The organism is Brevibacterium sp. SMBL_HHYL_HB1, assembly GCF_018208375.1.
GTDB classification, from domain to species: Bacteria; Actinomycetota; Actinomycetes; order Actinomycetales; family Brevibacteriaceae; genus Brevibacterium; species Brevibacterium intestinavium.
On the sequence record NZ_CP062936.1, the window covers coordinates 2,025,594 to 2,048,431 of the forward strand.

Here is a 22,838-nt window from a genome sequence, read left to right on the forward strand (position 1 = left end):
CCTCACAGTCATGATTTCGCGCAGAGACGTCGTCACCGATTCCGCGATCGCAGTAGTCGCCGAACAAGGAGTCCGCGGGCTCACCCACCGGGCAGTCGATGCACTGGCCGAACTGCCGGTGGGTTCGACGTCGAATGTCTACCGCACCCGTGACGCCCTGATCACCGGCATCATGGAGCGCATCGGCGAACTGAACTCCCAGCAGCTCGAACGCATACCCGAACTCGTGCGCGCCCCGGGCGCCGATTCCCTCGAGGTCGCCATCGACTTCTGCATGAACTGGCTGACCACGGACCGCAACCGGTTCTACACGATGATGATGCTCAGCCTCGACCCGGCTCTGCCGCCCGAGGCCGTCATCGCCAAGGAGAAGAACGTCCGAGCGATCCACGACTTCATCATGCGCTTAGCGGGGGTCGATGCCGACTGCGCCCGCCACATCAACAGTTCTGTCGCCGGCATGATGTTCAGCGAGCTCGTCTCCGGCACCGCCGATCGGGCCAACGTCGAGACCTACCTCAGGGAGTTCTTCTCGTGGCTGGACAACGTCCGCGCATCAGCCTGAGTCCCGACACGACTCAGCCGATGACGCCCGATTGAGGCGGAGACTCCGAATCGAACGCTAGAATCGACGGGTGCCCTCCCGCACTGGCATGCGCGTGGTGCGGGCGAGCCAGGGAATCGAACAGTTCGTGCGTCAAAGGAGTTCCATGCCCGAAGGCAGAGTCATCGATGTCGACGTCTCCTCAGAGATGGAGAGCTCGTACCTCGAGTATGCGTATTCGGTCATCCACTCACGCGCACTTCCCGATGCCCGTGACGGCCTCAAACCGGTGCAGCGACGCATCGTCTACCAGATGGGCGATATGGGACTGCGCCCGGAGCGCGGCCATGTGAAGTCCTCCCGCATCGTCGGCGACGTCATGGGCAAACTCCACCCGCACGGCGACTCGGCGATCTACGACGCGCTGGTGCGTCTGAGCCAGGACTTCATCATGCGGGTGCCCCTGGTCGACGGCCACGGCAATTTCGGTTCCCTCGACGACGGTCCCGCGGCCCCGCGCTACACCGAGGCCCGACTGACGACCGCGTCGATGCAGATGATCGCCGGACTCGACGAAGACGTCGTCGACTTCGTCGGCAATTATGACAACACGCTGACCCAGCCCGAGGTGCTGCCGAGCGCCTTCCCGAATCTGCTCATCAACGGCGCATCGGGCATCGCCGTGGGCATGGCCACGAACATGGCCCCGCACAATCCCGGTGAGGTCATCGCCGCCTGCGCGCATCTCATCCGCAACCCGGACGCCGGTCTGGCCGAACTCATGCGCTTCATTCCCGGGCCCGATCTGCCCACGGGCGGTCGGATCATCGGCCTCGACGGTGTGCGCGAGGCCTATGAGACCGGACGCGGAACCTTCCGCACCAGGGCGACCGTGTCGTTCGAGAACATCAGCGCCCGCCGCAAGGGCATCGTCGTCACCGAGCTGCCCTACCTCGTCGGCCCGGAGAAGGTCGTGTCGAAGGTCAAGGACGCCGTGGCGGCGAAAAAACTGACCGGCATCGCCTCGATCGATGACTATTCCGACCGCAAGAACGGAATGCGCCTGGTCATCGGAATCAAGAACGGATTCAACCCCGAGGCGGTGCTGGCCGAGCTCTACCGCCAGACCCCCTTGGAGGAGTCCTTCGGCATCAACAACGTCTGCCTCGTCGACGGACAGCCCTCGACGCTGGGCCTGCGCGACCTGCTCATGGTCTACCTCACCCACCGCATCGACGTCGTCCGCCGTCGCACGGTGTTCCAGCTGCGCAAGGCCAAGGACCGGCTCCACCTCGTCGAGGGTCTGCTCATCGCGATCCTCGACATCGACGAGGTCATCCAGCTCATCCGCTCCTCCGAGGATGCCGCCAGCGCCAGGACGCGTCTGATGGAGGTCTTCGACCTCTCCGAGCTGCAGGCCACCTACATCCTCGACCTGCAGCTGCGTCGACTCACGAAGTTCTCCCGCCTCGAGCTCGAAGCCGAACGCGACGAGCTGAGGAAGAGGATCGACTACCTGGAATCGCTGCTCGCCGATGAGGCGAAGCTGCGCGAACTCGTCGCCACCGAACTCGAGACGACCGCAGAGATCATCGGCTCGCCGAGGCGCACCGTGCTCATCGAAGGATCGATGAAGGAGCTGAGCGCCAAGGGCAAGAAGGCGCCGACGAACCTCAGGATCGCCGACTCCCCCTGCCGGGTGCTGCTGTCGACGTCTGGGCGCATCGCCCGAACCTCGGATGCCGCTCCGCTGGCACGCGACGGCCGGCGCTCGAGCCATGATGCTCTGCGCTCGGAGATCGTCACCACGACCCAGGGCAAGGTGGGAGCCGTGACCACCGCCGGGCGAGTGCACATGGTCGACGTCGTCGACCTGCCCGCCCTGCCCCCGGCCGCGACCCGACCGAACGTCGCCGGCGGAGTCAAGATCGCCGAATACGCGGCGCTGGAGAAGAACGAGAAGATCCTCGGTCTCATCGACCTCGACCAGGAGTTCGTCGTCGGCACGGCCCAGGGCGTGGTCAAACGGGTGTCCGTGTCGGGGCGGCCGAACAAGAGCGAATGGGATGTCATCACCCTCAAGGGCAAGGACTCCGTCGTCGGCCTCGCACAGCCGCAGGACATCGACGACTCCCTGGCCGTGTTCGTGACCTCGAACGCCCAGCTGCTGGCCTTCGACGCCGCAGGACTGCGGGCGCAGGGATGGAACGCCTCGGGGGTGGCAGGCATCAAGGTCGCGGCCGAGGCGCAGGTGATCTTCTTCGGCATGACACCGAAGGCGGCGAAGACCGATGAGGAGGGCGACGCCGATGCCGAACTCGGCAGCTTCGCCGTGGTCACCATCGCCACCGGGGAGAACTTCTACGGCGCACCGTCGTCGTCGATCAAGGTCAGTGAGTTCTCCGAGTTCCCGACCAAGGGCAGGGCCACCTCGGGGGTGCGTGCGCACAAGTTCCTCAAGGGCGAGACCGAGCTGTCGCTGGCGTGGGTCGGCGACTCCCCGCAGGCGGCCGCCTCCGGCGGCGGGGCCAGGTCGCTGCCGACGGAAATGAGCCGACGCGATGGCAGCGGTTCCCCGCTGGAATCGAAGATCGACGTCATCGGCACTCTGCCCCGCCTCGGCGGAGCCGAATCCATCGACGCATCCTCCGCTGACGGGGCGGGCGAGGCAGAGGATCCGGCGGCCGAGGCCGGAGGGGCGAGCGCCGAGGCGGGCCCAGCCGCGCGCGGTGGGAAGGCGAAGTCCGCTGGAAAGAAGTCAGCGGGAGCGAAGAAGCGCGGCCAGCAGGGACTGGCGACGAGTGTCGATGAACTCGAGCTCGACCTCGACGATGCGAAGGACGAGATCGCCCGGGCGAAGTTCGACACCGAGGACGCCGTCATCGTCTCCCATGACGACGATGACGACGATGGGAACGACGGCTCGGCCCTGTTCTGACGGAGACGGCGTCCCCGCATCGGCTCATTGCCGCCCGGGGTCGTTCCCGCGTGGGGAGCGGATGTGCCTCAGGACTCGCCTTCGTCGTCGAGGTCGAGGCGCATCCGGGCGGCGGTGCCGCGCTTCATCTCGCCGACCGCGGTCTCACCGAGTCCGTGCAGCGAGATCGACTCGCGGGGTTCGAAGACGTAGTCGTCCGAAGCCGAGAGCACGCGTGCTGTCTCCTCGTCGGTGAAGATGGTTCCCGGATCGGCGACCGCGGTCAGCCGCGCTGCGAGGTTGACGCTCGAACCGAAGATGTCGCCCAAGCGTGAGAGGACTCGGCCCCAGACGAATCCGACGCGCGCCTGCGGCAGACCCTCGGCGGCGGTGACGCGCTCCATGAGAGTCATGGCGATCTCGGCCCCGGCCAGAGGGGTGGAGGCGGCGAAGAACACTTCGTCGCCGACGGTCTTGATGACCCGGCCGCCGCCGGTGGCGACGATGTTGTAGGCCATGCCCTGGAACTCCTGGACCATGTTCGCCAGCTGCCTGGGCTCCATCTGCTGCGACAGCCGGGTGAAGGACACGAGGTCGATGAAGCCGACCGCCCGGGCCAGCGGCATCGAGGAGTCGTACCAGCCCTGCCGGTTGTCCATGGCCAGACCATCGGAGACGTTGACGTTGAGGCGGCCCATCACCTCGGCGAGGTTGCGCCGCCACGAATACGTGAGCATCTTCTGCAGGGGGTCGATCATGTCCTCGACGACCTGGAGGGCGTCCCGACGGGCCTCGGGATCGGACAGGCCCTTCTCCTCGGTGAGGAATTCGACGAGTGTCTCCATCTGCCAGACGACGAGCCGGTCGGTGGTCTGGCCGATGGCACGGGCCAGCGACAGCGCCGTGTCCTGATCGATCAGGCCGTCGGCCACGGGCTTCGCCCACATCCTCAGGGCGTGGGCGTCGCTGACGGTGTAGGCCTTGTCGTTCTCATTCGTCTGCGACATGCCCAGCGCACGCCACATCTTGCGCGCCGACACGGTCGAGATCCCGCCGAGCTTCGCGGCCTCACGACGATCGAGGACACGTTTGCCGTCGAGCAGGATCTCCTCGAGGCGCTCGGCGGCCGTGCGGGTCTCGTAGATCGTGTCGTCGAAGTCCGGGCCGTCATCGCCTGTGGTCTCGTCCTCATCACTGTCCGCCACGGACTGCATCGCCCCGGTGCGGGGGTCCTCGTACAGCCCGCCGAAGAAGTCGGTCCCGTCGACCGGTGCGGCCGCGGCATCCCCGTCGCCGGTCCGCGGGGGCGCGCCGTCGAGTTCGCGCACCAGGTCGTCGTCGCCGTGTTCGATGCCGGGCACCGAGTCCGTGGGCGCTGCGCCCGGGGTCGAGGAGGCAGCCGCGGCATGCGCCTGCAGCCGGTCCTCGGTGATCACGGGCAGAGAATTCGGTCCCGACACCGGGTCCGCATCGGCGGAGGAGTCTGCTGCGGGGGCCTCTGCTTCAGCATCGTCCGGCTCAGCACTCGCGGGGCGGCCGTCGGCCTCGGCGCTGTTCGTCGAATCGCTGCGCGAACGGTCTCCGGCGACGTTCCGCGGCTCCGTGTTCTGCGAAGTGTCCTGTTGCGACGTGTCCTGCTGCGGAGGCCTCTGCGCAGTCCCAGCGTCCCGGGAATCCGAGTTGCCATCGGACCGTGTCGGGGTATCGCGATCGTGCTCACCGACTTCGGCGGAACCGAGACGCTCGGGGTCGACGATATCGAACCCGGCGGTGAAATCGGACACCGGCGTCATCGACTCTCACCCCGGTCGGGATCGGTCGACACCGAGACCGGGCGCAGATGATGCACATCGCCGGCACTGACCGAGACGCGGTCGTCGATGATCAGGTCCGCACCGTGGTCGAGACCCGTGGGGATGCCGATGAGTTCCGAACAGTCGGGCCTGACCACCCTGACCTTCGTCCCGAGCGTCACCATGTGCTCACGCACTCTCTGCGCCGTGGGACTGTCCCGGAAATCCTCGTCGCCATAGTCGGTCAGCTCTCTGTAGCAAGGGATCAATGTGCTCAGGATTGAGACTAACAACGCTTCATGATCAATTTCTGAACCGTCGAGGCCGGTCTCGATGGCCAGAGAGCTCGCATCGGCCCGCGGCAGATCAGCAGGCTCCAGGCGTGTATTCAGCCCCATCCCCAACACGACGCGAACGCCGCCGGCACCCGATTCGATCCGGGCCAGGATCCCGCACAGCTTCTTCCCGTCCTCGGTGAGCACATCATTGGGCCATTTGATCACGGCGGGCACTCCCGCCTCGGCGACGGCGGCGCGAACGGCCTCACCGGCGATGAGCGGAATCCACCCCCACTGCGAGAATCCGGCCGGGGGCGTGAGCAGAATCGACCAGGTCAGCGACCGCCTGGCCGGGACCGTCCAGGTCCGGCCAAGGCGACCGTGCCCGGAGTTCTGGAAGTCGGTGCCGCGGATGGTGAATTCGGCCGGCTGCTCAGCGCCGGCGCCACCGTCACGCACCAGACGCGCCAGCTCGTCATTCGTGGAAGAGCAGGTATCGTCCCAGATCAGCCCCGGAAGTGAAAGTCCGCGGTCCGCGGCAGCGCGGAGGACGGAGTCGGCGTCGACGAGAAGAGGATTGTGTTGGCTGTTCACCAGTCCACTTTAGATTCTTTTGGTGGGAGTGCACAATGATCGGCGTTCGCGTCGTTATTGTGGAGGTATGACGGATACCCCACGGACCACAGCCGAGCGCATCGAGCACTTCACCCAGCGTCGGGACGCTGCCCACACCGGCAACCAGCGCTCGGTGGACAATCAGCACAAGCGCGGCAAGCAGACCGCCCGTGAGCGCATCACCGCTCTCCTCGATGCCGATTCCTTCCAGGAGATCGACGAATTCGCCCGCCACCACAACCACCAGTTCGGGATGGAGAACAACCGTCCCGACGGCGATGGTGTCGTCTGCGGTCTGGGCACGATCGACGGCAAGACCGTCGCGGTCTTCGGCCACGACTTCACGGTGCTGGGCGGATCGCTCGCCGAGGCGAACGGGCGCAAGATCGTCAAGGTCCAGAAGCTCGCGCTCAAGCTCGGCTGCCCGATCATCGGCATCAACGATTCCGGCGGAGCGCGGATCCAGGAGGGCGTGGGATCGATCGCCCTGTTCGCCGAGATCTTCCGCCTCAACGTCGCCTCCTCCGGCGTCATCCCACAGATCTCGCTGATCATGGGCCCCTCGGCCGGCGGAGCCGTCTACTCCCCCGCCCTGACCGATGTCACGATCATGGTCGACCAGATCAGCCACATGTACATCACCGGCCCGGACGTCATCAAGACCGTCACCGGTGAGTCGGTCGGCCACGAGGAGCTCGGCGGCGGCCGAACGAACAACACCGTCTCCGGCAACGCCCACTACCTGGCCAGCGACGAGGAGGACGCACTGAACTATGTGCGCGATCTGCTCTCGTTCCTGCCGCAGAACAATCTCGATCCGGCCGATGCCGATGAGTTCGAGTCCGATCTGACCCCGACCGCTGAGGACGAGGCCCTCGATGCTCTCATGCCCGATTCGCCCTCGCAGCCCTACGACATCCTCGACGTGGTCACCGCCGTGCTCGATGACGGCGAGTTCCTCCAGGTCTCCGAGCTGTTCGCCCCGAACGTCGTCACCGGCTTCGGCCGGGTCGAGGGAGCCAGCGTCGGCATCATCGCCAACCAGCCGATGCAGCTGGCAGGCACCCTCGACATCGACGCCTCCGAGAAGGCGGCCCGATTCGTCCGCCTCTGCGATGCCTTCAACATCCCGATCCTCACCTTCGTCGACGTGCCCGGGTTCCTGCCCGGCACCGATCAGGAGTACGGCGGCATCATCCGCCGCGGGGCCAAGCTCATCTACGCCTATGGTGAGGCCACCGTCCCCCTGGTCACACTCATCACCCGCAAGGCCTACGGCGGGGCCTACTGTGTGATGGGCTCGAAGCAGCTCGGGGCCGATATCAACCTCGCCTGGCCCTCCGCCCAGATCGCGGTCATGGGTGCCCAAGGTGCGGCGAACATCGTCTACCGGCGCAGGCTCAAGGCCGCCGAGGAGGCCGGTGAGGACGTCGAGGCCGTGCGCAGCGAACTCATCCAGGACTACGAGGACGCTCTGCTCAACCCGTACCTGGCCGCCGAAGAGGGCTACATCGATGCCGTCATCAAACCCAGCGAGACGCGCAACAGGATCGTCCGGGCGCTGCGGGCGCTGAAGAACAAGCACGTTGATGCTCCCGCCCGCAAGCACGGTAATATCCCCCTATGAGTGAGCACGCGCAGACCGAGACCGAGGTTGATCCTGAGTCCGGCGAGACGCTTCGGGTGCCATCGGTCGAGAGCCGGTCACAGGTGCACTCCGATGACGGTGAACCGATCAGCGACGAGATGGCCAGCGCCGCGGCCGTGGCCGCCGTGGTCGCGATCCGTCAGGTGGCTCGCGCCTACGCGGCCAATCAGGCCGCGGCCGACGACGAGCTCGAGACGAAGAAGAACGACCGTGCGGGCTTCAGCGCCCCTCGCCGCAATGTGCGCAGGCGTCTGCCCCCGACCTGGACCCAGACGCTGAGGCGCTGAATCGCTGCTGGACGCGCTGAGGGCGCCGACAGATCGACTGTCGGCGCCCTCAGCACGTCTGCGGCTCAAGCGGTCCTCGAGCACGGGAGTCGGCGACTATTTCAGCCGGTACTGGTCCTTGGCCGGATCCGCACCGGGTTCGGTGACCACCCGAATCGTGCCGGTCTCGGACCCCGGTGCCGGACCGGTCTCCTCCTCGACGGCTATCGTGGCCAGCCGCGCGTGCCCCTCGGCCGCTGCGCCTGCGGCGTCGGCCTGCCCGGAGTCGGCGACCCCGCGTGCGGCACCGCCCATGTCCTCTCCGTAGACGGCCTCACCGCGAGCGACCATTCCGGCCACATCGGAGAGCGTGAGCTGCGGGAGGAACCAGGCCAGGACGAAGGCGACGAGGAAGACCGGGACCATGTACCAGAACGAAGGCGCCAGAGCATCGGCATAGGCGTTGACGACGAGGTCGTGGACCGGATCGGGCAGGCTCGCCACCGACTCCGGGGTCAGAGAGTCCGTCGATGGGGCGCCGGCAGCGGCATTGGCCGCATTCGCCGGCAGGTCGTGCATCGCCTCGGAGATCTTGTCCGCCAGCCGGGAGGTGAAGATCGAACCGAACAGCGCCGTGCCCACCGAGGCCCCGATCTCACGGAAGTAGTTGTTCGTCGAGGTCGCGGTGCCGACCAGCTGCGGGGCCACGGAGTTCTGGATGACCAGGACGATGATCTGCATGACCAGTCCCAGACCGAAGCCCATGGTGAAGATCATGAAGCCGATGAGGACCATCGAGGTCTCGGCCGTCATCGTCGTCATCCACGCCAGTGCGGCCCCGGCGATGAGGGTGCCCAGCAGGGGATAGATCTTGTACTTGCCGGTCTTGGACACGATGATGCCCGAGACGATCGAGGTCAGCATGACACCGGCCATCATCGGCAGCATGAGCAGTCCGGAGCCGGTCACGTCCGTGCCCGCGGCCATCTGCATGAACGTCGGCAGGAACGCCATCGCGGAGAACATGCCCAGCCCGAGCAGCAGGCCGATGACCGTGGAGAGCACGAAGGTCGGGTTCTTGAACAGCCCGACCGGGATGATCGGATTCGACACCTTGGACTCGACGAAGACGAACAGCGCCGCGGCGACGATGGTCCCGATGATCAGCGAGATGATCGTCGGCGAGTTCCAGTCGTAGTCGTGCCCGCCCCAGCTGGTGACGAGGATGAGCTGCGAGGTCGCTGCGACCATGAAGACGATGCCTAGGACATCGACCTTCTGATCGGACCTGTGACTGGGCAGACGCAGAGCGAACAGGGCGATGAGGAACGCGATGATGCCGATCGGCACATTGATCCAGAAGCACCAGCGCCAGTCCATGTGCTGGGTGAAGAAACCGCCGAGCACCGGCCCGAGCACGCTCGAGATGGCGAACAGCCCGCCGAGGGGGCCCATGTACTTTCCGCGCTCACTGGCGGGAATGATGTCGGCGATGATGGCCTGCGAGAGGATCATCAGACCGCCGCCGCCGAGTCCCTGGAACCCGCGCCAGGCGATGAGCTCCCAGAAGTTCTGCGCCATACCGGATCCGAAGGAGCCGACGACGAAGATCGCGATCGCGACCAGGAAGATGATCTTCCTGCCCCACATGTCGCCGAACTTGCCGTAGAGGGGCATGACGATGGTCATCGCCAGCAGGTAGATCGTGACCAGCCAGGCCTGGTGCTCGACGCCGTCGAGCTCGCCGACGATGGTCGGCATCGCTGTGGACACGATCGTCTGATCGAGTGTGGCCAGGAACATCGCGGCCATGAGGGCGCAGAAGATCAGAATGATCGTTCTCTTGGTGAGAACGATCGGTGCCTTCTCCGCAGTCTCGGGTGCTGCACTCATGCCGATTCCTCCTTGAAGATCGTGCGCAGTTCCGTGAAGAGCCCCTCGATGACGGGGGCCGAATCGCCCTCGAACCTGCGCAGCCGGGTGAACGTCGCCTTCAGCGCCATCATCGCCAGTGCGGCGACGGCCTCGGCCCTCAGCGAGACCGGCTCATCGTCCTCGGCGGAGCTGTCGAACGTCGCCTCATGGAGGGCGGGTGCCGGCGCCGAGGCGGAGCGGGGCCTGCCGTCGAGGCGGCGTTGGATGATCTGGCGGAAGAGGCGTTCGTTGTTGCCCATCCGCGACATCTGCAGCTGCAGCAGCGAAGGGTCCTGCTTGAGCATGAGGTGGTAGCGGTGCACCTCGTCGCGCTTGCTCATCCGAGTGGCGACGATGAGGCCGAGGAGGTGCTCGAGATCGGCGATGAGGCTGCCGTGGGGCCCTCCGGCCTCGAATTCCTCGATCGCCGGCTGGTCCTCCTCGTCGAACACGGTGTCCGCGCGGCCGAGGAGGGCCTCTTCCTTCGACGAGTAGTAGTTGAAGAAGGTCCGACGGGAGACTCCGCAGCGTTCGCAGATGTCTTCGACCGTGACGTTGTGATAGCCCTTCTCCAGGGCCAGATCGATGGCGGCGCTGCGCAGGGCCTGACCGCGTTCGCGCTTCTTGCGCTCACGCAGCCCTTCTGCCGGTTCCGAGGGCTGACTGTTCGAACTCAATGACATGAGACTATTGTTGCACTCCGTGCATTTTTGCCTCAAGTGCAAATCGAGTGTTCTGCGGCACACTCACACCCTGTTCGCAGCCCCCGACCGCTTCTGCAGGGCCCCGGTTCTGGTCACAGTCCCGGGTTCGGCAGGACTCAGTACCCGAGCTTCGCGTTGGCCAGAACCGGGACCGCCTCGGCGGCCTTGTCCGCACCGGACAGTTCGAGGTCGACGATCTCGAGGCGCTCGGCCCCGTCGAGCGAGCTGAGGACATGACCGAACGGGTCGGACACGAGGCTGTGCCCGACGCCCGTCGGGCCCTTCTCCGGCACCTCGACCCCCGAGACCTCGGGATCGGCCTGGCCGAGTGCGGCCACGAACATATTCGAATCCAGCGCCCTGGCCCGGGCGAGGATCTCCCACTGCTCGACCTTCCCGGGCCCGGCGCCCCACGCGGCGGCGACCACTGCCAGCCGGGCGCCGCGGCGGCTGAGTTCGGCGAAGAGCTTGGGAAAGCGGATGTCGTAGCACAGGGCCAGACCCACGTCCTCGCCGTCGATGCTGATGACCACCGGCTCCTCCCCCGGTTCCACCGTGTCCGATTCCTTGAATCCGAAGGCGTCGTAGAGGTGGATCTTCGCATAGTCGCGGCGGTCGCCGTCCGGAGTGTAGACGGCGAGGAGATTGGTGACCTTATCGGCGGCCGCGCCGAATTCGCCGATGATGACGGTGATGCCGGCTTCGGCGGCCAGCCCCTTGAGAGCGGCCCTCCAGGAATCTGCGTGCTCCTCGGCCATGGCACGCAGGCCCGGGCCGAAGGCCGACATCGTGGCTTCGGGGAAGACGATGAACCGGGCCCCCGCCTCGGCGGCCTCACGGGTGAACGTGCGGACCTTGTCGAGGTTCTCGGGCACCGAGGTGGTCGAGTTGATCTGAGCGAGCGCGAACTTCATTCTGGTCCTCCGGAGAAACGGGCGCTGAGGCGGAGGGCGAGAGCCCACCATGCGGTTCCCCTTCAGGCTATCTCGATCCCGACGGCGGTGGAACCGGGCGTCTCAGGCGAGGAACTCCTCTCCCGGGCGGCCGCCTCGGCGATGTCCGTGGACCCCGATGTAGACGCCGATGGCCGCGACCACGAGGCCGGCACAGACGAGGAACATCCCGCTGCCGCCGGTCAGCGGATAGAGGGCTCCGAGGATCACTGGACCGACGCCCGAACCGGCGTCGAGGAGGAGGAAGAAGGACGCGGTGGCAACGGGCACGCGATTCATCGGCACCGATTTGACGGTGATGGCCTGCAGACACGGCATGAGTGAGCCGAAGCCGAGGCCGATGAGCACTCCGGCGAGGACGATTCCCGGCATCGTCGGCCACAGCGCCAGCAGGATGTTGCCGGCGATATCGCAGGCGAAGACCGGGAAGATCACCGCATTGTCGCCGAGGGTGTCCTGCAGTCGGCCGACGAAGAGGCGGGCGACCAGCGAGGCCACGGCGAAGGCGACGAAGAACAGAGAGGCAGCGGGTGCGACACCGTGCTCGGCGGCATAGCCGGCGAGGAACACGAGAGCGGCGGCATAGGCGGTGCCGGCCAGCAGCATGACCGAACCGATCCGCAATCCGTCCCGATCGACGAGGGTGGCGAGCTTGAGATGCCATTTCGTCCGCCGCTGATAGTCGCTGAGCTCCTGAGCCGGGAGTCGGATGAGGATGCAGGCCAGAAGGGCGATGACGGACATGAACGCCGAGGCGAGGAAGAGCATCGCGAAGTCGAACTCGCGGGGAAGGACCACCCCCAGATAGGGCCCGAGCGCCGTCGACAGTGTCGTGGCGGTTCCGAAATAGCCCGTGCCCTCACCCCGCCTGGGAGCGGGGATGATGCTCTGGATGGCCGTCATGATCGCGGTGTTGCCGGCCCCGAAGGCGATCCCGTGGACGATCCGCAGACCGATGAGGACGGTGAGGCTGTCGGCAACCAGGTACGCCAACGAGGCGAGCACCGAGACCGCCATCGTGATGATGAGCAGTCTGCGACGGCCGATGAAATCGAGGTACTTACCGGTGATCACCCTGGCGACCACGGCGCCGAGGACGAACGCCGATGATGCGAATCCGGCGGCCGCCTCGCCGGCGGAGAACCGGGCCACGGCATAGCCGGCCATGGACGTCATCAGCAGGTAGAACACCATCGACATCGACAGGTTGAGACCGATTCCGACGATGAAATCCTTCGTCCACAGCTTCGCTCTTGCCACTGGAGATCGGTCTCACTTTCTGCTGCGTGTCGGGAACAGAGACAGACTAACCGGTCCGGGCCGAGGACGGGCTCCGGTCCATCTCGAACGTGACGCAGATCGCGATAGGGTGGGTCCCATGACCCAGAAGAGAATCCCTTCCGCCGTCGACGCCGTCGCCGAGGACTACGTCGACGACATGCTCGCCCTCTCCCCCTCTCTCGCCCTCTATCTGGGCCTCGACGGCGCAACCGGCTTCGATGACTTCTCCCCCGCCGGTCTCTCAGCACTCAACGATCTCACCGTGGACACGCTCTCACGCTTGGACGAGGCCGCGGCGGGATCCGAGCTCGATGAGGTCGATCTCGTCACCGTCGATGCGATGCGCGATCGCCTCGGAGTCGACCGGGACTCCTTCGACGCCGGGATCAAGCATGCCAGCCTCAATGTCATCGAGTCCCCGCTGCAGCAGGCCCGCGACGCCTTCGACCTGATGCCGACCTCGACGGTCGCGGACTGGGAGACCATCTCGACCACCCTGGCCGCGATTCCGACCTCGCTGGCCGGCTACCAGGAGTCCCTGACGCTGGCGCGGGAGAACGGCCGGGTCGCCGCCCGGCTCCAGATCGAGAAAGTCATCGAACAGGCTCGCGCACTGGCGGCACCCGGCAGCAGCTTCGACCGGCTCGTCGCCGACGCCACCGAGGCCCCTGCGCCTCTGCGCTCGGATCTGAGCGCCCGTGCCGAGGCCGCGCGTGAGTCCGCATCGGACCTGGCCGATTTCCTCGGTTCGCAGCTGCTGCCCGCCGCCGGTGAGAACGAGGCCTGCGGCCGGGAGGACTATGGTCTCCACTCACGGGACTTCCTCGGCGCCGAGGTGGACTTCGACGAGACCTACGAATGGGGGCTCGAGGAGCTCGCCCGCATCGATGCCGAACAGCGTGAGGTGGCCGCCAGGATCATGCCCGGAGCCGATCTGTTCGAGGTCATGGAGGCCCTGAACAACGATCCCGAGCGCAGCCTGCACGGCACCGAGGCCCTGCGGAGGTGGATGCAGCAGGCCGCCGACGAGGCGATCACCGAGCTCGGCCGGTCCCACTTCGACATCCCCGAACCCGTGCGGACGATCGAATGCATGATCGCGCCCTCGGCCACCGGCGGCATCTACTACACGGGCCCGACCGATGACTTCTCCCGCCCGGGTCGCATGTGGTGGTCGGTGCCGGAGGGCGTGAACGAGTTCGCCACCTGGCAGGAGAAGACGACGGTCTACCACGAGGGAGTGCCCGGCCATCACCTGCAGATCGGTCAGGCCACCTATGTCTCCGACACCCTCAATCGCTGGCGCCGCCTCATGTGCTGGGTGTCCGGGCACGGTGAGGGCTGGGCGCTGTACGCGGAGAGGCTCATGGCCGATCTCGGGTTCCTCGACGACCCCGGCGACTACCTGGGCATGCTCGATTCGCAGCGCCTGCGAGCGGCCCGCGTGGTCCTCGACATCGGCTTCCACCTCGGGCTGAAGGCCCCGGCCGGCCTCGGCGGCGGGATCTGGGATCGGCAGAAGGCCTGGCAGTTCCTCACCGACAACGTGGCCATGGATCGGTCCTTCCTGGCCTTCGAACTCGACCGCTACCTCGGATGGCCCGGTCAGGCTCCGAGCTACAAGATCGGTCAGCGCCTGTGGGAGCAGTTCCGCGACGAGGCGAAGGCCTCCGCCGGGGCCGACTTCGATCTCAAGGCCTTCCACACCCGGGCTCTGAACCTCGGGTCGGTCGGGCTCGACACGCTCGGAGCCGCGATGCGGCGCGCGCAGTGAAGCGAGGTTCCCGAGATGACAGATGAGGCTCCGCGTTCGGAGACCGTGCGGGTCACCGAGGTGCTGCGCAACGAGATCATCGATGGCCACCGGCAGCCGGGAGAGAAGCTCGTCGAGCGCAATCTCGCGACCGAGCTCGGTGTCTCCCGCGTGCCCATCCGGGAGGCGCTGAAGAAGCTCGCTTCCGAAGGATTGGTGACGAACCGCCCGAACACCTGGTCCACGGTCCGGGTGTTCTCCCCCAGCGACATCGCCGACCTCAACGAGGTGCGCACGGTCTTCGACGTGCTCGCCTTCGAGCTGGCGGCCCAGCGGCACACCCGTGAGGGGCTGGCCCGCCTCGAGGCCACGATGCTCAAGGGCCGACAGCTGGCGGAGGCCGGAGAGGTCGTCGGCGCTCACAGGTGCGCGGCCGAGTTCCACGCCATCGTCACCGAGCTCTCGGGCAATGAGCTGCTGGCCGAGATCGGAGCGCTGCTCGACTCGCGGATGCGCTGGCAGCTGAGCCAGCACGATGATCTCGATGTCGTCGCCGCCGAGCACGCTGAGCTCTTCGAGGCGATCGCCCGACGCGACCAGGCGCAGGCGGGAGCCCTGGCCGCCAGTCATCTGAGGACGAGTCAGGACCAGCACGAGAAGCACTCGAGACGGCTGGCCCGGCTCGCCGAAGATGAGGCTCAGGGCGAGGGCGACTGAACCTCAGCTCTCGGCTTCGACGTCCTGGGCCGTCGGATCCCATTTCACGATGCCCACTGCGATGGCCCCGGCCAGCGGGGCGCAGGCCACGATCCAGAACACGCCCGTGCCCAAGGAGGCCGCGAGGATCGGGAACATGATGAGCGAGACGATCGAGAAGGCCCGGAGCACGGACTGATTGAACCCGATGCCGATTCCGCGCAGCCTCGTCGGATAGGACAGTGTCGCGTAGTTCATGAGGTTCGCACCCGGACCGCCGGCCTGGGCGAAGACGAAGGCCGAGAGCATGGCCACGGAGACGAGGACGAGGGCCCCGTTCGGGATGCCGACGATCGCCAGCAGCCCCAGCGACAGCGCCTGGATCGCGAAACCGTACAGGGTGAGCCGTCGAGTGCCGAAGCGGTTGACGATGCTCATCCCGAGCAGGCCTCCGATGGTGCCGAAGCCGAGGTTGATGATCAGCGAGGACACGATCGTGATCAGCGGTGTCTGGTGGAACAGGGTGGTGATGATCAGCGGTGTGCCGTAGGCGACGGCGTTGTAGCCGAAGGTCGAGAACACGGACACGCAGAGGGCCACGATGGTGCGCACTCGGTAACGCGGTGCGAAGAGTTCGGCGAACCCGCTCCACCTTCCGCCCTTGACCGGCTCGGCCGAAGCTGCGGTCGGGTCCCGATCCTCGACCGGTGCCAGTTCGACATCGAGGTTGTGGTGGGAGCGCATGACATCGACGGCGGCCCGCAGATCCCCCTGGTTGGCCAGCCATTCGGGAGATTCTGCGAGGTAGCGACGGCGCACGAGGAGCACGATGAGTGCGGGAACGGCACCGAATCCGACGACGATGCGCCACAGGATCGCGTGCTGCTCATAGGGCAGGGTGACGAAGATGATGAGGACGACGAGGTAACCGACACCGGTGGCGAAGTACCAGGCCGGTGACCAGGCATTGACACGCTGCGAGCGGTTGCCTCTGCCCTTGAGCTTGGAGAATTCGGCGAGGAAGGCCATGGCCACCGGGAGATCGAGTCCGACGCCGATGCCCATGACGAAGCGGAAGACGATGAGCACCCATTCGTTCGGGGCCACGGCGCAGCCGAGCGCCGCCACGACGAAGAAGACCATATCGGCCATGAACAGCCGGTAACGGCCGAACCGGTCGACGAGGTAGCCGCCGAAGAGGGCGCCGATGACCGCGCCGACCATGATCGAGGCATTGACGAGTCCGGTCATGAACCCGCTGAGGCCGAACTGCTCCTGGATGGCCGTGATGCCGAAGGCCAACGAGGAGAAGTCATAGGCGTCCATGAAGATTCCGCCGAGGGCGAGGATGATCACAGCCGTCGTCTTCGTTCCCTGGGAGCCGAATTCGGCGAGCACCGCGTGGATGTCCGAGGCCGTGCGCACAACCCGCGGGGACTGCGGGTCGGCCGTTCCCGACGGAGCGGACCCAGACGGTGCGTGCGCGGGGGCGGGTGATGTCTGCGCCGAATCGGCGCGGTCGTCTGTCGAAGTCACAGTCGACCAGTATGCTCTCGGCACCGGGAGCGGGCTCGCACGACCGTCACAGTTCGTCACCGGCGGGCGGCCTCGTCACCGGCCCGAGGCAACGGCGTCGCCGGGCGGCCACCACGGCACCTGTGACCGAATCGTGCAGACGACCGCGCCTGCGATCCGGACGCGCCGAGGTGACCTGTTTCGCTGAACAATCCGTGCGCCGACGCCGAGCCCGGAGACGCACCGCGTCACGACTCGCCTCCATCGGTCACTTCGTGTCACACAGTGCCGCCTTGTGACGCCTGAGACTCCAGGCCGGGCTTGCGGCTTGCAAAGATCGGCGGCAACGACGAACATCAGCTGTAGCGATCCTCCGACCCCGTGACAGGCGGATTGTGATCCGGATCGCTCAACACATCATCTGCGGTGAAGGAGTGACGACAGTGGCAGACATGTGCCCTGCGGCGGTGGACCCAGCCTCGCCGGAAGCCCTCCGGGAGACGTTCTCCCGCTTTCCCCAGGGAGTCGCTCTCATCGCCGCCGAGGTCGACGGAGCCCCGGTCGGCCTCGTGGCCTCCACACTGACCGCCGGGGTCTCCCTCGCCCCTCCGCTGGTCAGCGTCGCGATCCAGAATTCCTCGACCAGCTGGCCCGCACTGCGCCGGGCGACCGAACTGGGCATCTCACTGCTGAGCACGGAACAGCAGGCGCTGGCCAGGCAGCTCGCGTCGAAGGACCACGCCCGACGGTTCAGCGGCGTCGACCCCGAGGTCAGCGCCGATGGCGCCCTGACCATCCCGGGCAGTTCGACCCTGCTGTGGACCCGGCACTACAGCGAGTTCGCAGCCGGCGATCACACCGTGGCCCTGCTGGAGATCCTCGGCATCCGCAGCGAGGAAGGGCCCGAAGCCCTCGTGTTCCATCGCAGTCAGTTCAAGGGTCTGCGTGTGTCCTGACCTCGTCACAGGCGCACCTCGGACCGTTCACCTTCGTCACCGCCGACGGGTGCCCTCCACCCTTGACCTGGATTCGAAGACATGTTCGAATTGAGCCATGAGGTGGAACGAACTGACCGACGAATCGGGCCCGTCGACCCCCGACCTGTTCGGGGTCAAAGGACTCATCCGCACGGTCCGAACACCGGAGTTCTCAGCGGTCACCTTCCACGAGGTGCTTGCGAAATCGGCGCTCAACAAGGTCCCCCGATCGAGCTCGATGCCCTTCACCTGGACGATCAATCCCTACCGCGGCTGCTCACACGCCTGCGTCTACTGCTTCGCCCGCAGCACCCATCGCTACCTCGACCTCGACGCCGGCACCGACTTCGATCGCCAGGTCGTCGTCAAGGTCAACATCGCCGAGGTGCTCGCCGCGGAGCTGGCGCGGCCGAAATGGGCCCACGAGCATGTCGCACTGGGCACGAACACCGATCCCTATCAGCGGGCAGAGGGACGCTACGGCCTCATGCCCGGGATCATCACCGCCCTGGCCGAACGGTCGACGCCGCTGTCGATCCTGACCAAGGGCACCCTCCTGCGTCGCGATCTGCCTCTTCTGTCGCGGGTCGCCGAGGACACTCCGGTCGAGATCAGTATGTCGATCGCCGTCCATGACGACGCTCTGCAGCAGAGCCTCGAACCCGGCACCCCGACGACGAAGGCGCGACTGGCCACCGTGCGCGCCGCCGCCGAACTCGGCTTCGACGTCACGGTGTTCATGATGCCGATCCTGCCGAAGCTCACCGATTCCCACGAGCACCTCGATTCGGCACTTTGTGCGATCAGGGAGGCCGGGGCCGCCCGAGTCGTCTACGGTCCGCTGCATCTGCGGCCGGGAGCACGAGAGTGGTTCTTCACCTGGCTCGAACACGAACACCCAGAGCTCCTGCCCCGCTATCGCAGGATGTACGCCACTTCGTCCTATGCCTCGAAGGAGTACCGTCGTTGGCTCGCCGAGCGCATCGATCCCCTCATCGACCGCTATGGGCTGCGCGGATCGGGTGATGGGGCCCCTCCGTCCGAATCCCGCCGACGAGGACGCAGTCGCCCGGAGTCCGCGACGACCGTTGACTCCCCTGCCGCGGGACTGTCCCCACCTGCCCAACAGGTCCTGTTCTGAACCGAGGACGGCCAGGCTCGATTCCCTGCGAACAGGCACCACGGTCTGCCTGCGGACACGGGCGGGCGGAATAACCTCGGCAAGATCGCAGTTGCTCCTGTCATGAGGATCGAGATCTGGTCGGACATCGCCTGTCCCTGGTGCTATATCGGCAAACGTCGCTTCGAAACAGCCCTCGACGGCTTCGCCCACCGGGACGAGGTCGAGGTGATCTGGCGCAGCTTCCAGCTCGATCCGAGCCTGCCCGATCACTTCGACGGGACCGAGACCGAGTACCTCAGCCAGACCAAGGGCATGCCGGCCGATCAGGTGCGACAGATGTTCGACCAGATCAGCCGCCAGGCGGCCGAGGAAGGCCTCGACTACGACTTCGATGCGATAGTCGTCGCCAACAGCTTCATCGCCCACCGGTTCCTGCACTTCGCCCGCGCTCACGGGCTCATGCCCGAAGCGAAGGAGGCTCTCCTGTCGGGGCATTTCGAGAAGGGCCGGGACATCGGCGACATCGCCTACCTCGCCGAAGTGGGCACCTCACTCGGCCTCGATGCCGCACAGATCCGCCGGGTCCTCGAGTCCGAGGAGTTCACAGCCGAGGTCAGGGCCGATATCAGTGAGGCCAGGGCTCTGGGCGCCACCGGCGTCCCGTTCTTCGTCATCGACCGCAGATACGCGATCTCCGGGGCCCAGCCGACGGCCGTCTTCGCCGAAGCCCTCGAGACCGCCTGGAGCGAGAATCAGAAGATCACCGTGCTCGCCGGCGGCGGCAGCGATGACAGCCGGGAAAGCGGCGAAGGCGCGGTCTGCGGCCCCGACGGCTGCGACTGAAGCCCGCGCCTGCGACTGAAGCCTGCGGTCGCCTCCGCAGATCAGCACACTCGGTCAGCAGCGGAACACATCAGGGCAGCATTCGGATGCCCCACGGCGCCGTCGACGCCGATCAGGCCACCGCGCACTCAGCATGATCTCGGACATCGCCACCTCGAACGAGGCGAGGCGATCCCTGCCACTGTCTGAACCTCCGCCCGGTGGCCCGGCGCGCGGCCACAGCGGACACGCACCGGCGACCGCAGTTCTTCCACGCCTCGGCACTGACGGCTAAGGTGAAGTGACTATGGACAGTTCATCGGTCTCGCTCAGCGGCTTCCTCAGCAGCAGCAGTGCCCTCGAGGTCGAACTGCTTCTGGCCAGCTTCGCGCTGTGCTCGCTCATCGGCTTCGAGCGTCAGTTCCGGCAGAAGGCCGCCGGCTACCGCACGCACGTCCTCGTGGGCATCGGCACCTGCGCGTTCACGCTGGTCTCGGCCTACGGCTTCGCCGGGGTGCTCGACAGCGACATCCGGCTCGACCCGTCCCGGATCGCCGCCCAGATCGTGTCCGGCATCGGCTTCCTCGGCGCCGGAGTCATCTTCAAGGGCCGCAATATGGTCCGGGGGCTGACCACGGCGGCAACGATCTGGGTCACCGCCGCCGTCGGCATGGCCTGCGGAGCGGGGATGCTTTCTCTGGCGACCGCTCTGACCGGACTGCACCTGTTCACGCTCTTCGTCATCGCACCGCTGATCCGCAAACTGCCCAACAGCGACCACGGCCGACTTCTGCGCATCACCTATCGGGACGGGCAAGGAGTTCTGCGCGACATCCTGGGGCTGGCGAGCCGGATGGGGTTCGCCAACACGATCGTCGATTCACGGAAGTTCGAGGCCGACGACGGGGTGCGCATGGTCAGGATCGACGTGAAGTTCGAGGGCAAGCGTCCGCTGCACCTGCTCGTCGCCCCGCTCATGGATGTGACCGGAGTCGACACGGTCAGCATGCGCGAGGATCGGGTCCATTCGGTCGACGACGACGGCGATTCGGTCTGAGTCCGGACCACCGCTTCCCAAGGATCGGGCCAGGCTCTGCAGTCGCCCCCGCCCTCAGTAGTCGATGCGCGAGAGCAGGCCCTCGATGCCGGCGCGGACGCGTTGGCGCGATCGATCGCCGAAGATCGCTGACTGCACCACGGCCCCCTGGATCATTGCGAGGATCGCCGGCACCAGCTCCTCGGCCCGGTCCCGCGCGGATTCGAGCCCCGCGCCGCGGGCCTCATGCAGGTAGCTGGCGAGGTAGACGGTGAATTCCTCGACCAGGGACTCGAAGATCGTGGCGGCGAAGCCCGCGAACTCCTCGTCGAAGGAGGCCTCAGCCCAGACCTGGACGAGGATCGATGAGAACGGGTTGTCGATCAGCAGGGAGTCGAGCAGCTCGATGAACACCTCCGACGGAGGTGTCACCTCGCTTCCCGCCCTGGCCGTCTCGAGCACGGCGATGCGCGGCTCCATCACCCGGCGACCGACGTCGACCATGAGTTCGGACTTCGACGCGTAGTAGACGTAGACCGCACCCGCCGACAGTCCCGCCTCTTTGACGATATCGGCCATCGAGGCCCCGCTGAAGCCCTTGCGCGCAAAGCACGACAGCGCGGCGTCTTGGATCCGCCGACGCATCGACTGCTTGTGCTCCTCGGTGACCTTCGGCACCCGACCTCCTGAAAACGAATGACTGCTCTTGATCAATCCTAGTCCATGGTTTCATAATGAACGAGTACTCGTTTTCTATGATTGGACGGACATGACCACGAAGATCCTCAGCCGAGACGCGAGCGCACGCCGACAGCGCGAAGCACCGGACTCGGCGTCGAAGCAGCCCGCCTCCCCGCAGCTCGGGCGAGCGATCACGATCGCTGTGGTCGCTGCCGCAATCGTCAGCCTCATCCTCCTGGCCTTCAGCTGGCCGAGTGTGACGTCCGACCCCGAGGACCTGCCGGTCGCCGCCGTCGGCGACCAAGAGCAGATCGACCAGATCACGGACCACGCACCCGAGGGGATGCTCGATGTCCACCGGGTCGATTCGAGGCAGGAGGCGGTGCAGCTCATCCGCGAGCGTGAGGTCTATGGCGCCTTCGTCGTCGACAAGGACGATCCGGAGATCCTCACGGCCGAGGCGGCCTCGACCGCCGTGGCTCAGCAGCTGTCGACCATCGGCTCGGCGATGCAGCAGAAGATCGACGATCAGGTCATCTCCGGTCTGCAGGAGGGCACCGAGAAGATGCAGAAGCAGATGGAGAAGGCAGTCACCGCCGCCGCGGCCGGCCGGGCCCCGTCCCAGGCAGACGGCGCTGGTGAGGACGCCGGCGCGGACGCCTCGGCGATGGAGGTGCCGCAGGTGAAGATCACCGAGGTCGTGCCGCTGTCGGATGACGATCCCTCCGGCGCGGGTCTGGCGATCGCCGGTCTGCCCCTGACCATCGGCGGAATCGTCGGTGGTGTGCTCACCAGCATGGGCATCCGCTCCCGGCGGATGCGCGCGGTCGGCACGCTCGTCTACGGCGCCGTCGGCGGTGTGGCTCTGGGACTGATCATGCAGACCTGGTTCGGCATCCTCCAGGGCGACTTCGGGCTCAACGCGCTCGCGATCGGATTGTCCATCGCGGCCACAGCCGGGCTCATCAATGGATTCGTCTCCCTCATCGGGCCCGCCGGCATCGGCATCGGGGCGGTGCTCACGATGTTCATCGGCAACCCGATCGCCTCGCTCAACCAGCCCAAGGAGTTCCTCGTCGGGGCCTGGGGCGATATCGGACAGTTCTTCGTCCCCGGTGCGGCGGGCACTCTGCTGCGCGACGTGTCCTACTTCCCCGATGCCGCCGTGGGACTGCAGTGGTGGGTGCTCATCGCCTGGTTCGTCGTCGGCATCGCTCTCATCCTCATCGGCCATCTCATCGCACACAGAAGGACGACGACCTCGGCTCACTGAGACCGACCGCAGAGACGACCGGCATCCGTCGATGACGTCCCCGGTCGGT

At 66.4% G+C, this 22,838-nt stretch carries 19 protein-coding genes; 11 read left to right on the forward strand and 8 right to left on the reverse strand.

What is annotated here, in order from left to right; all coding sequences use genetic code 11:
- Positions 1-10 precede the first annotated feature (10 nt).
- Positions 11-565, forward strand: a complete 555-nt coding sequence (locus tag IG171_RS09445) for a TetR family transcriptional regulator (RefSeq protein ID WP_212131390.1) — start codon at positions 11-13, stop codon at positions 563-565.
- A gap of 145 nt (positions 566-710) precedes the next feature.
- Positions 711-3,482 (forward strand): DNA topoisomerase IV subunit A, encoded by a 2,772-nt coding sequence (locus tag IG171_RS09450; protein WP_212131391.1) that lies wholly within the window; start codon positions 711-713, stop codon positions 3,480-3,482.
- A 68-nt stretch (positions 3,483-3,550) separates the two neighbouring features.
- Here IG171_RS09450 and IG171_RS09455 read toward each other — a convergent pair whose 3' ends face one another.
- Both IG171_RS09455 and IG171_RS09460 read right to left on the reverse strand, forming a co-directional pair.
- Positions 3,551-5,245: an adenylate/guanylate cyclase domain-containing protein gene (locus IG171_RS09455; protein WP_249204243.1), complete on the reverse strand. Its 1,695-nt coding sequence runs from the start codon at positions 5,243-5,245 to the stop codon at positions 3,551-3,553.
- A 5-nt stretch (positions 5,246-5,250) separates the two neighbouring features.
- A complete protein-coding gene (locus IG171_RS09460; RefSeq protein WP_212131392.1) occupies positions 5,251-6,126 on the reverse strand; it encodes a biotin--[acetyl-CoA-carboxylase] ligase in 876 nt (291 codons plus the stop codon).
- Positions 6,127-6,193: 67 nt separating this feature from the next.
- Here IG171_RS09460 and IG171_RS09465 point away from each other — a divergent pair, with 67 nt between their 5' ends.
- On the forward strand, positions 6,194-7,774 hold the full coding sequence (locus tag IG171_RS09465) for an acyl-CoA carboxylase subunit beta (protein ID WP_212131393.1): 1,581 nt from the start codon (positions 6,194-6,196) through the stop codon (positions 7,772-7,774).
- Positions 7,771-8,082, forward strand: a complete 312-nt coding sequence (locus IG171_RS09470; RefSeq protein WP_249204244.1) for a hypothetical protein — start codon at positions 7,771-7,773, stop codon at positions 8,080-8,082. Before IG171_RS09465 ends, IG171_RS09470 begins: the two co-directional genes overlap by 4 nt.
- A gap of 96 nt (positions 8,083-8,178) precedes the next feature.
- Here IG171_RS09470 and IG171_RS09475 read toward each other — a convergent pair whose 3' ends face one another.
- From IG171_RS09475 to IG171_RS09490, 4 genes are all read right to left on the reverse strand, one after another.
- Positions 8,179-9,954 (reverse strand): MDR family MFS transporter, encoded by a 1,776-nt coding sequence (locus IG171_RS09475; RefSeq protein WP_212131394.1) that lies wholly within the window; start codon positions 9,952-9,954, stop codon positions 8,179-8,181.
- Positions 9,951-10,658: a TetR/AcrR family transcriptional regulator gene (locus tag IG171_RS09480; protein ID WP_212131395.1), complete on the reverse strand. Its 708-nt coding sequence runs from the start codon at positions 10,656-10,658 to the stop codon at positions 9,951-9,953. The genes IG171_RS09475 and IG171_RS09480 overlap by 4 nt, the downstream gene beginning before the upstream one ends.
- A 137-nt stretch (positions 10,659-10,795) precedes the next feature.
- Positions 10,796-11,593, reverse strand: a complete 798-nt coding sequence (locus IG171_RS09485; RefSeq protein WP_212131396.1) for a nitrilase-related carbon-nitrogen hydrolase — start codon at positions 11,591-11,593, stop codon at positions 10,796-10,798.
- A 102-nt stretch (positions 11,594-11,695) separates the two neighbouring features.
- Positions 11,696-12,892, reverse strand: a complete 1,197-nt coding sequence (locus IG171_RS09490; RefSeq protein WP_212131397.1) for an MFS transporter — start codon at positions 12,890-12,892, stop codon at positions 11,696-11,698.
- Between the two features lie 118 nt (positions 12,893-13,010).
- On the opposite strand from IG171_RS09490, the gene IG171_RS09495 reads away from it, so the two are divergent.
- Positions 13,011-14,687, forward strand: coding sequence for a DUF885 domain-containing protein (locus tag IG171_RS09495; RefSeq protein ID WP_212131398.1), 1,677 nt, complete (start codon positions 13,011-13,013; stop codon positions 14,685-14,687).
- A gap of 15 nt (positions 14,688-14,702) precedes the next feature.
- Positions 14,703-15,383: a GntR family transcriptional regulator gene (locus IG171_RS09500; protein WP_212131399.1), complete on the forward strand. Its 681-nt coding sequence runs from the start codon at positions 14,703-14,705 to the stop codon at positions 15,381-15,383.
- A 3-nt stretch (positions 15,384-15,386) separates the two neighbouring features.
- Here the strand turns inward: IG171_RS09500 and IG171_RS09505 are convergent, their stop codons facing one another.
- The gene (locus tag IG171_RS09505) at positions 15,387-16,898 is read right to left on the reverse strand and encodes an MFS transporter (protein ID WP_249204246.1); all 1,512 of its coding nucleotides are present in this window, start codon (positions 16,896-16,898) and stop codon (positions 15,387-15,389) included.
- Positions 16,899-17,329: 431 nt separating this feature from the next.
- Here IG171_RS09505 and IG171_RS09510 point away from each other — a divergent pair, with 431 nt between their 5' ends.
- From IG171_RS09510 to IG171_RS09525, 4 genes are all read left to right on the forward strand, one after another.
- Positions 17,330-17,833, forward strand: a complete 504-nt coding sequence (locus IG171_RS09510) for a flavin reductase family protein (protein WP_249204325.1) — start codon at positions 17,330-17,332, stop codon at positions 17,831-17,833.
- Between the two features lie 97 nt (positions 17,834-17,930).
- Complete coding sequence (locus IG171_RS09515; RefSeq protein ID WP_212131401.1) at positions 17,931-18,995, forward strand: Rv2578c family radical SAM protein; 1,065 nt, start codon at positions 17,931-17,933, stop codon at positions 18,993-18,995.
- 102 nt (positions 18,996-19,097) lie between these two features.
- Complete coding sequence (locus IG171_RS09520) at positions 19,098-19,820, forward strand: DsbA family oxidoreductase (RefSeq protein ID WP_212131402.1); 723 nt, start codon at positions 19,098-19,100, stop codon at positions 19,818-19,820.
- A 286-nt stretch (positions 19,821-20,106) separates the two neighbouring features.
- Entirely contained in the window at positions 20,107-20,856 is a 750-nt protein-coding gene (locus IG171_RS09525) for an MgtC/SapB family protein (protein WP_212131403.1), read from the forward strand.
- Between the two features lie 54 nt (positions 20,857-20,910).
- Here IG171_RS09525 and IG171_RS09530 read toward each other — a convergent pair whose 3' ends face one another.
- Positions 20,911-21,513, reverse strand: a complete 603-nt coding sequence (locus IG171_RS09530) for a TetR/AcrR family transcriptional regulator (RefSeq protein ID WP_212131404.1) — start codon at positions 21,511-21,513, stop codon at positions 20,911-20,913.
- A 91-nt stretch (positions 21,514-21,604) separates the two neighbouring features.
- On the opposite strand from IG171_RS09530, the gene IG171_RS09535 reads away from it, so the two are divergent.
- Positions 21,605-22,789, forward strand: a complete 1,185-nt coding sequence (locus tag IG171_RS09535) for an ABC transporter permease (protein WP_212131405.1) — start codon at positions 21,605-21,607, stop codon at positions 22,787-22,789.
- The last annotated feature ends 49 nt before the right edge of the window (positions 22,790-22,838 follow it).

What these genes read in the sequence shown, in the direction of transcription:
- IG171_RS09445 (WP_212131390.1), top strand. Translation starts at nt 11, where the DNA reads ATGATTTCGCGCAGAGACGTCGTCACCGATTCCGCGATCGCAGTAGTC.
- IG171_RS09450 (WP_212131391.1), top strand. Translation starts at nt 711, where the DNA reads ATGCCCGAAGGCAGAGTCATCGATGTCGACGTCTCCTCAGAGATGGAG.
- IG171_RS09465 (WP_212131393.1), top strand. Translation starts at nt 6,194, where the DNA reads ATGACGGATACCCCACGGACCACAGCCGAGCGCATCGAGCACTTCACC.
- IG171_RS09470 (WP_249204244.1), top strand. Translation starts at nt 7,771, where the DNA reads ATGAGTGAGCACGCGCAGACCGAGACCGAGGTTGATCCTGAGTCCGGC.
- IG171_RS09475 (WP_212131394.1), bottom strand. Translation starts at nt 9,954, where the DNA reads ATGAGTGCAGCACCCGAGACTGCGGAGAAGGCACCGATCGTTCTCACC.
- IG171_RS09480 (WP_212131395.1), bottom strand. Translation starts at nt 10,658, where the DNA reads ATGTCATTGAGTTCGAACAGTCAGCCCTCGGAACCGGCAGAAGGGCTG.
- IG171_RS09485 (WP_212131396.1), bottom strand. Translation starts at nt 11,593, where the DNA reads ATGAAGTTCGCGCTCGCTCAGATCAACTCGACCACCTCGGTGCCCGAG.
- IG171_RS09495 (WP_212131398.1), top strand. Translation starts at nt 13,011, where the DNA reads ATGACCCAGAAGAGAATCCCTTCCGCCGTCGACGCCGTCGCCGAGGAC.
- IG171_RS09500 (WP_212131399.1), top strand. Translation starts at nt 14,703, where the DNA reads ATGACAGATGAGGCTCCGCGTTCGGAGACCGTGCGGGTCACCGAGGTG.
- IG171_RS09510 (WP_249204325.1), top strand. Translation starts at nt 17,330, where the DNA reads ATGTGCCCTGCGGCGGTGGACCCAGCCTCGCCGGAAGCCCTCCGGGAG.
- IG171_RS09515 (WP_212131401.1), top strand. Translation starts at nt 17,931, where the DNA reads ATGAGGTGGAACGAACTGACCGACGAATCGGGCCCGTCGACCCCCGAC.
- IG171_RS09520 (WP_212131402.1), top strand. Translation starts at nt 19,098, where the DNA reads ATGAGGATCGAGATCTGGTCGGACATCGCCTGTCCCTGGTGCTATATC.
- IG171_RS09525 (WP_212131403.1), top strand. Translation starts at nt 20,107, where the DNA reads ATGGACAGTTCATCGGTCTCGCTCAGCGGCTTCCTCAGCAGCAGCAGT.
- IG171_RS09535 (WP_212131405.1), top strand. Translation starts at nt 21,605, where the DNA reads ATGACCACGAAGATCCTCAGCCGAGACGCGAGCGCACGCCGACAGCGC.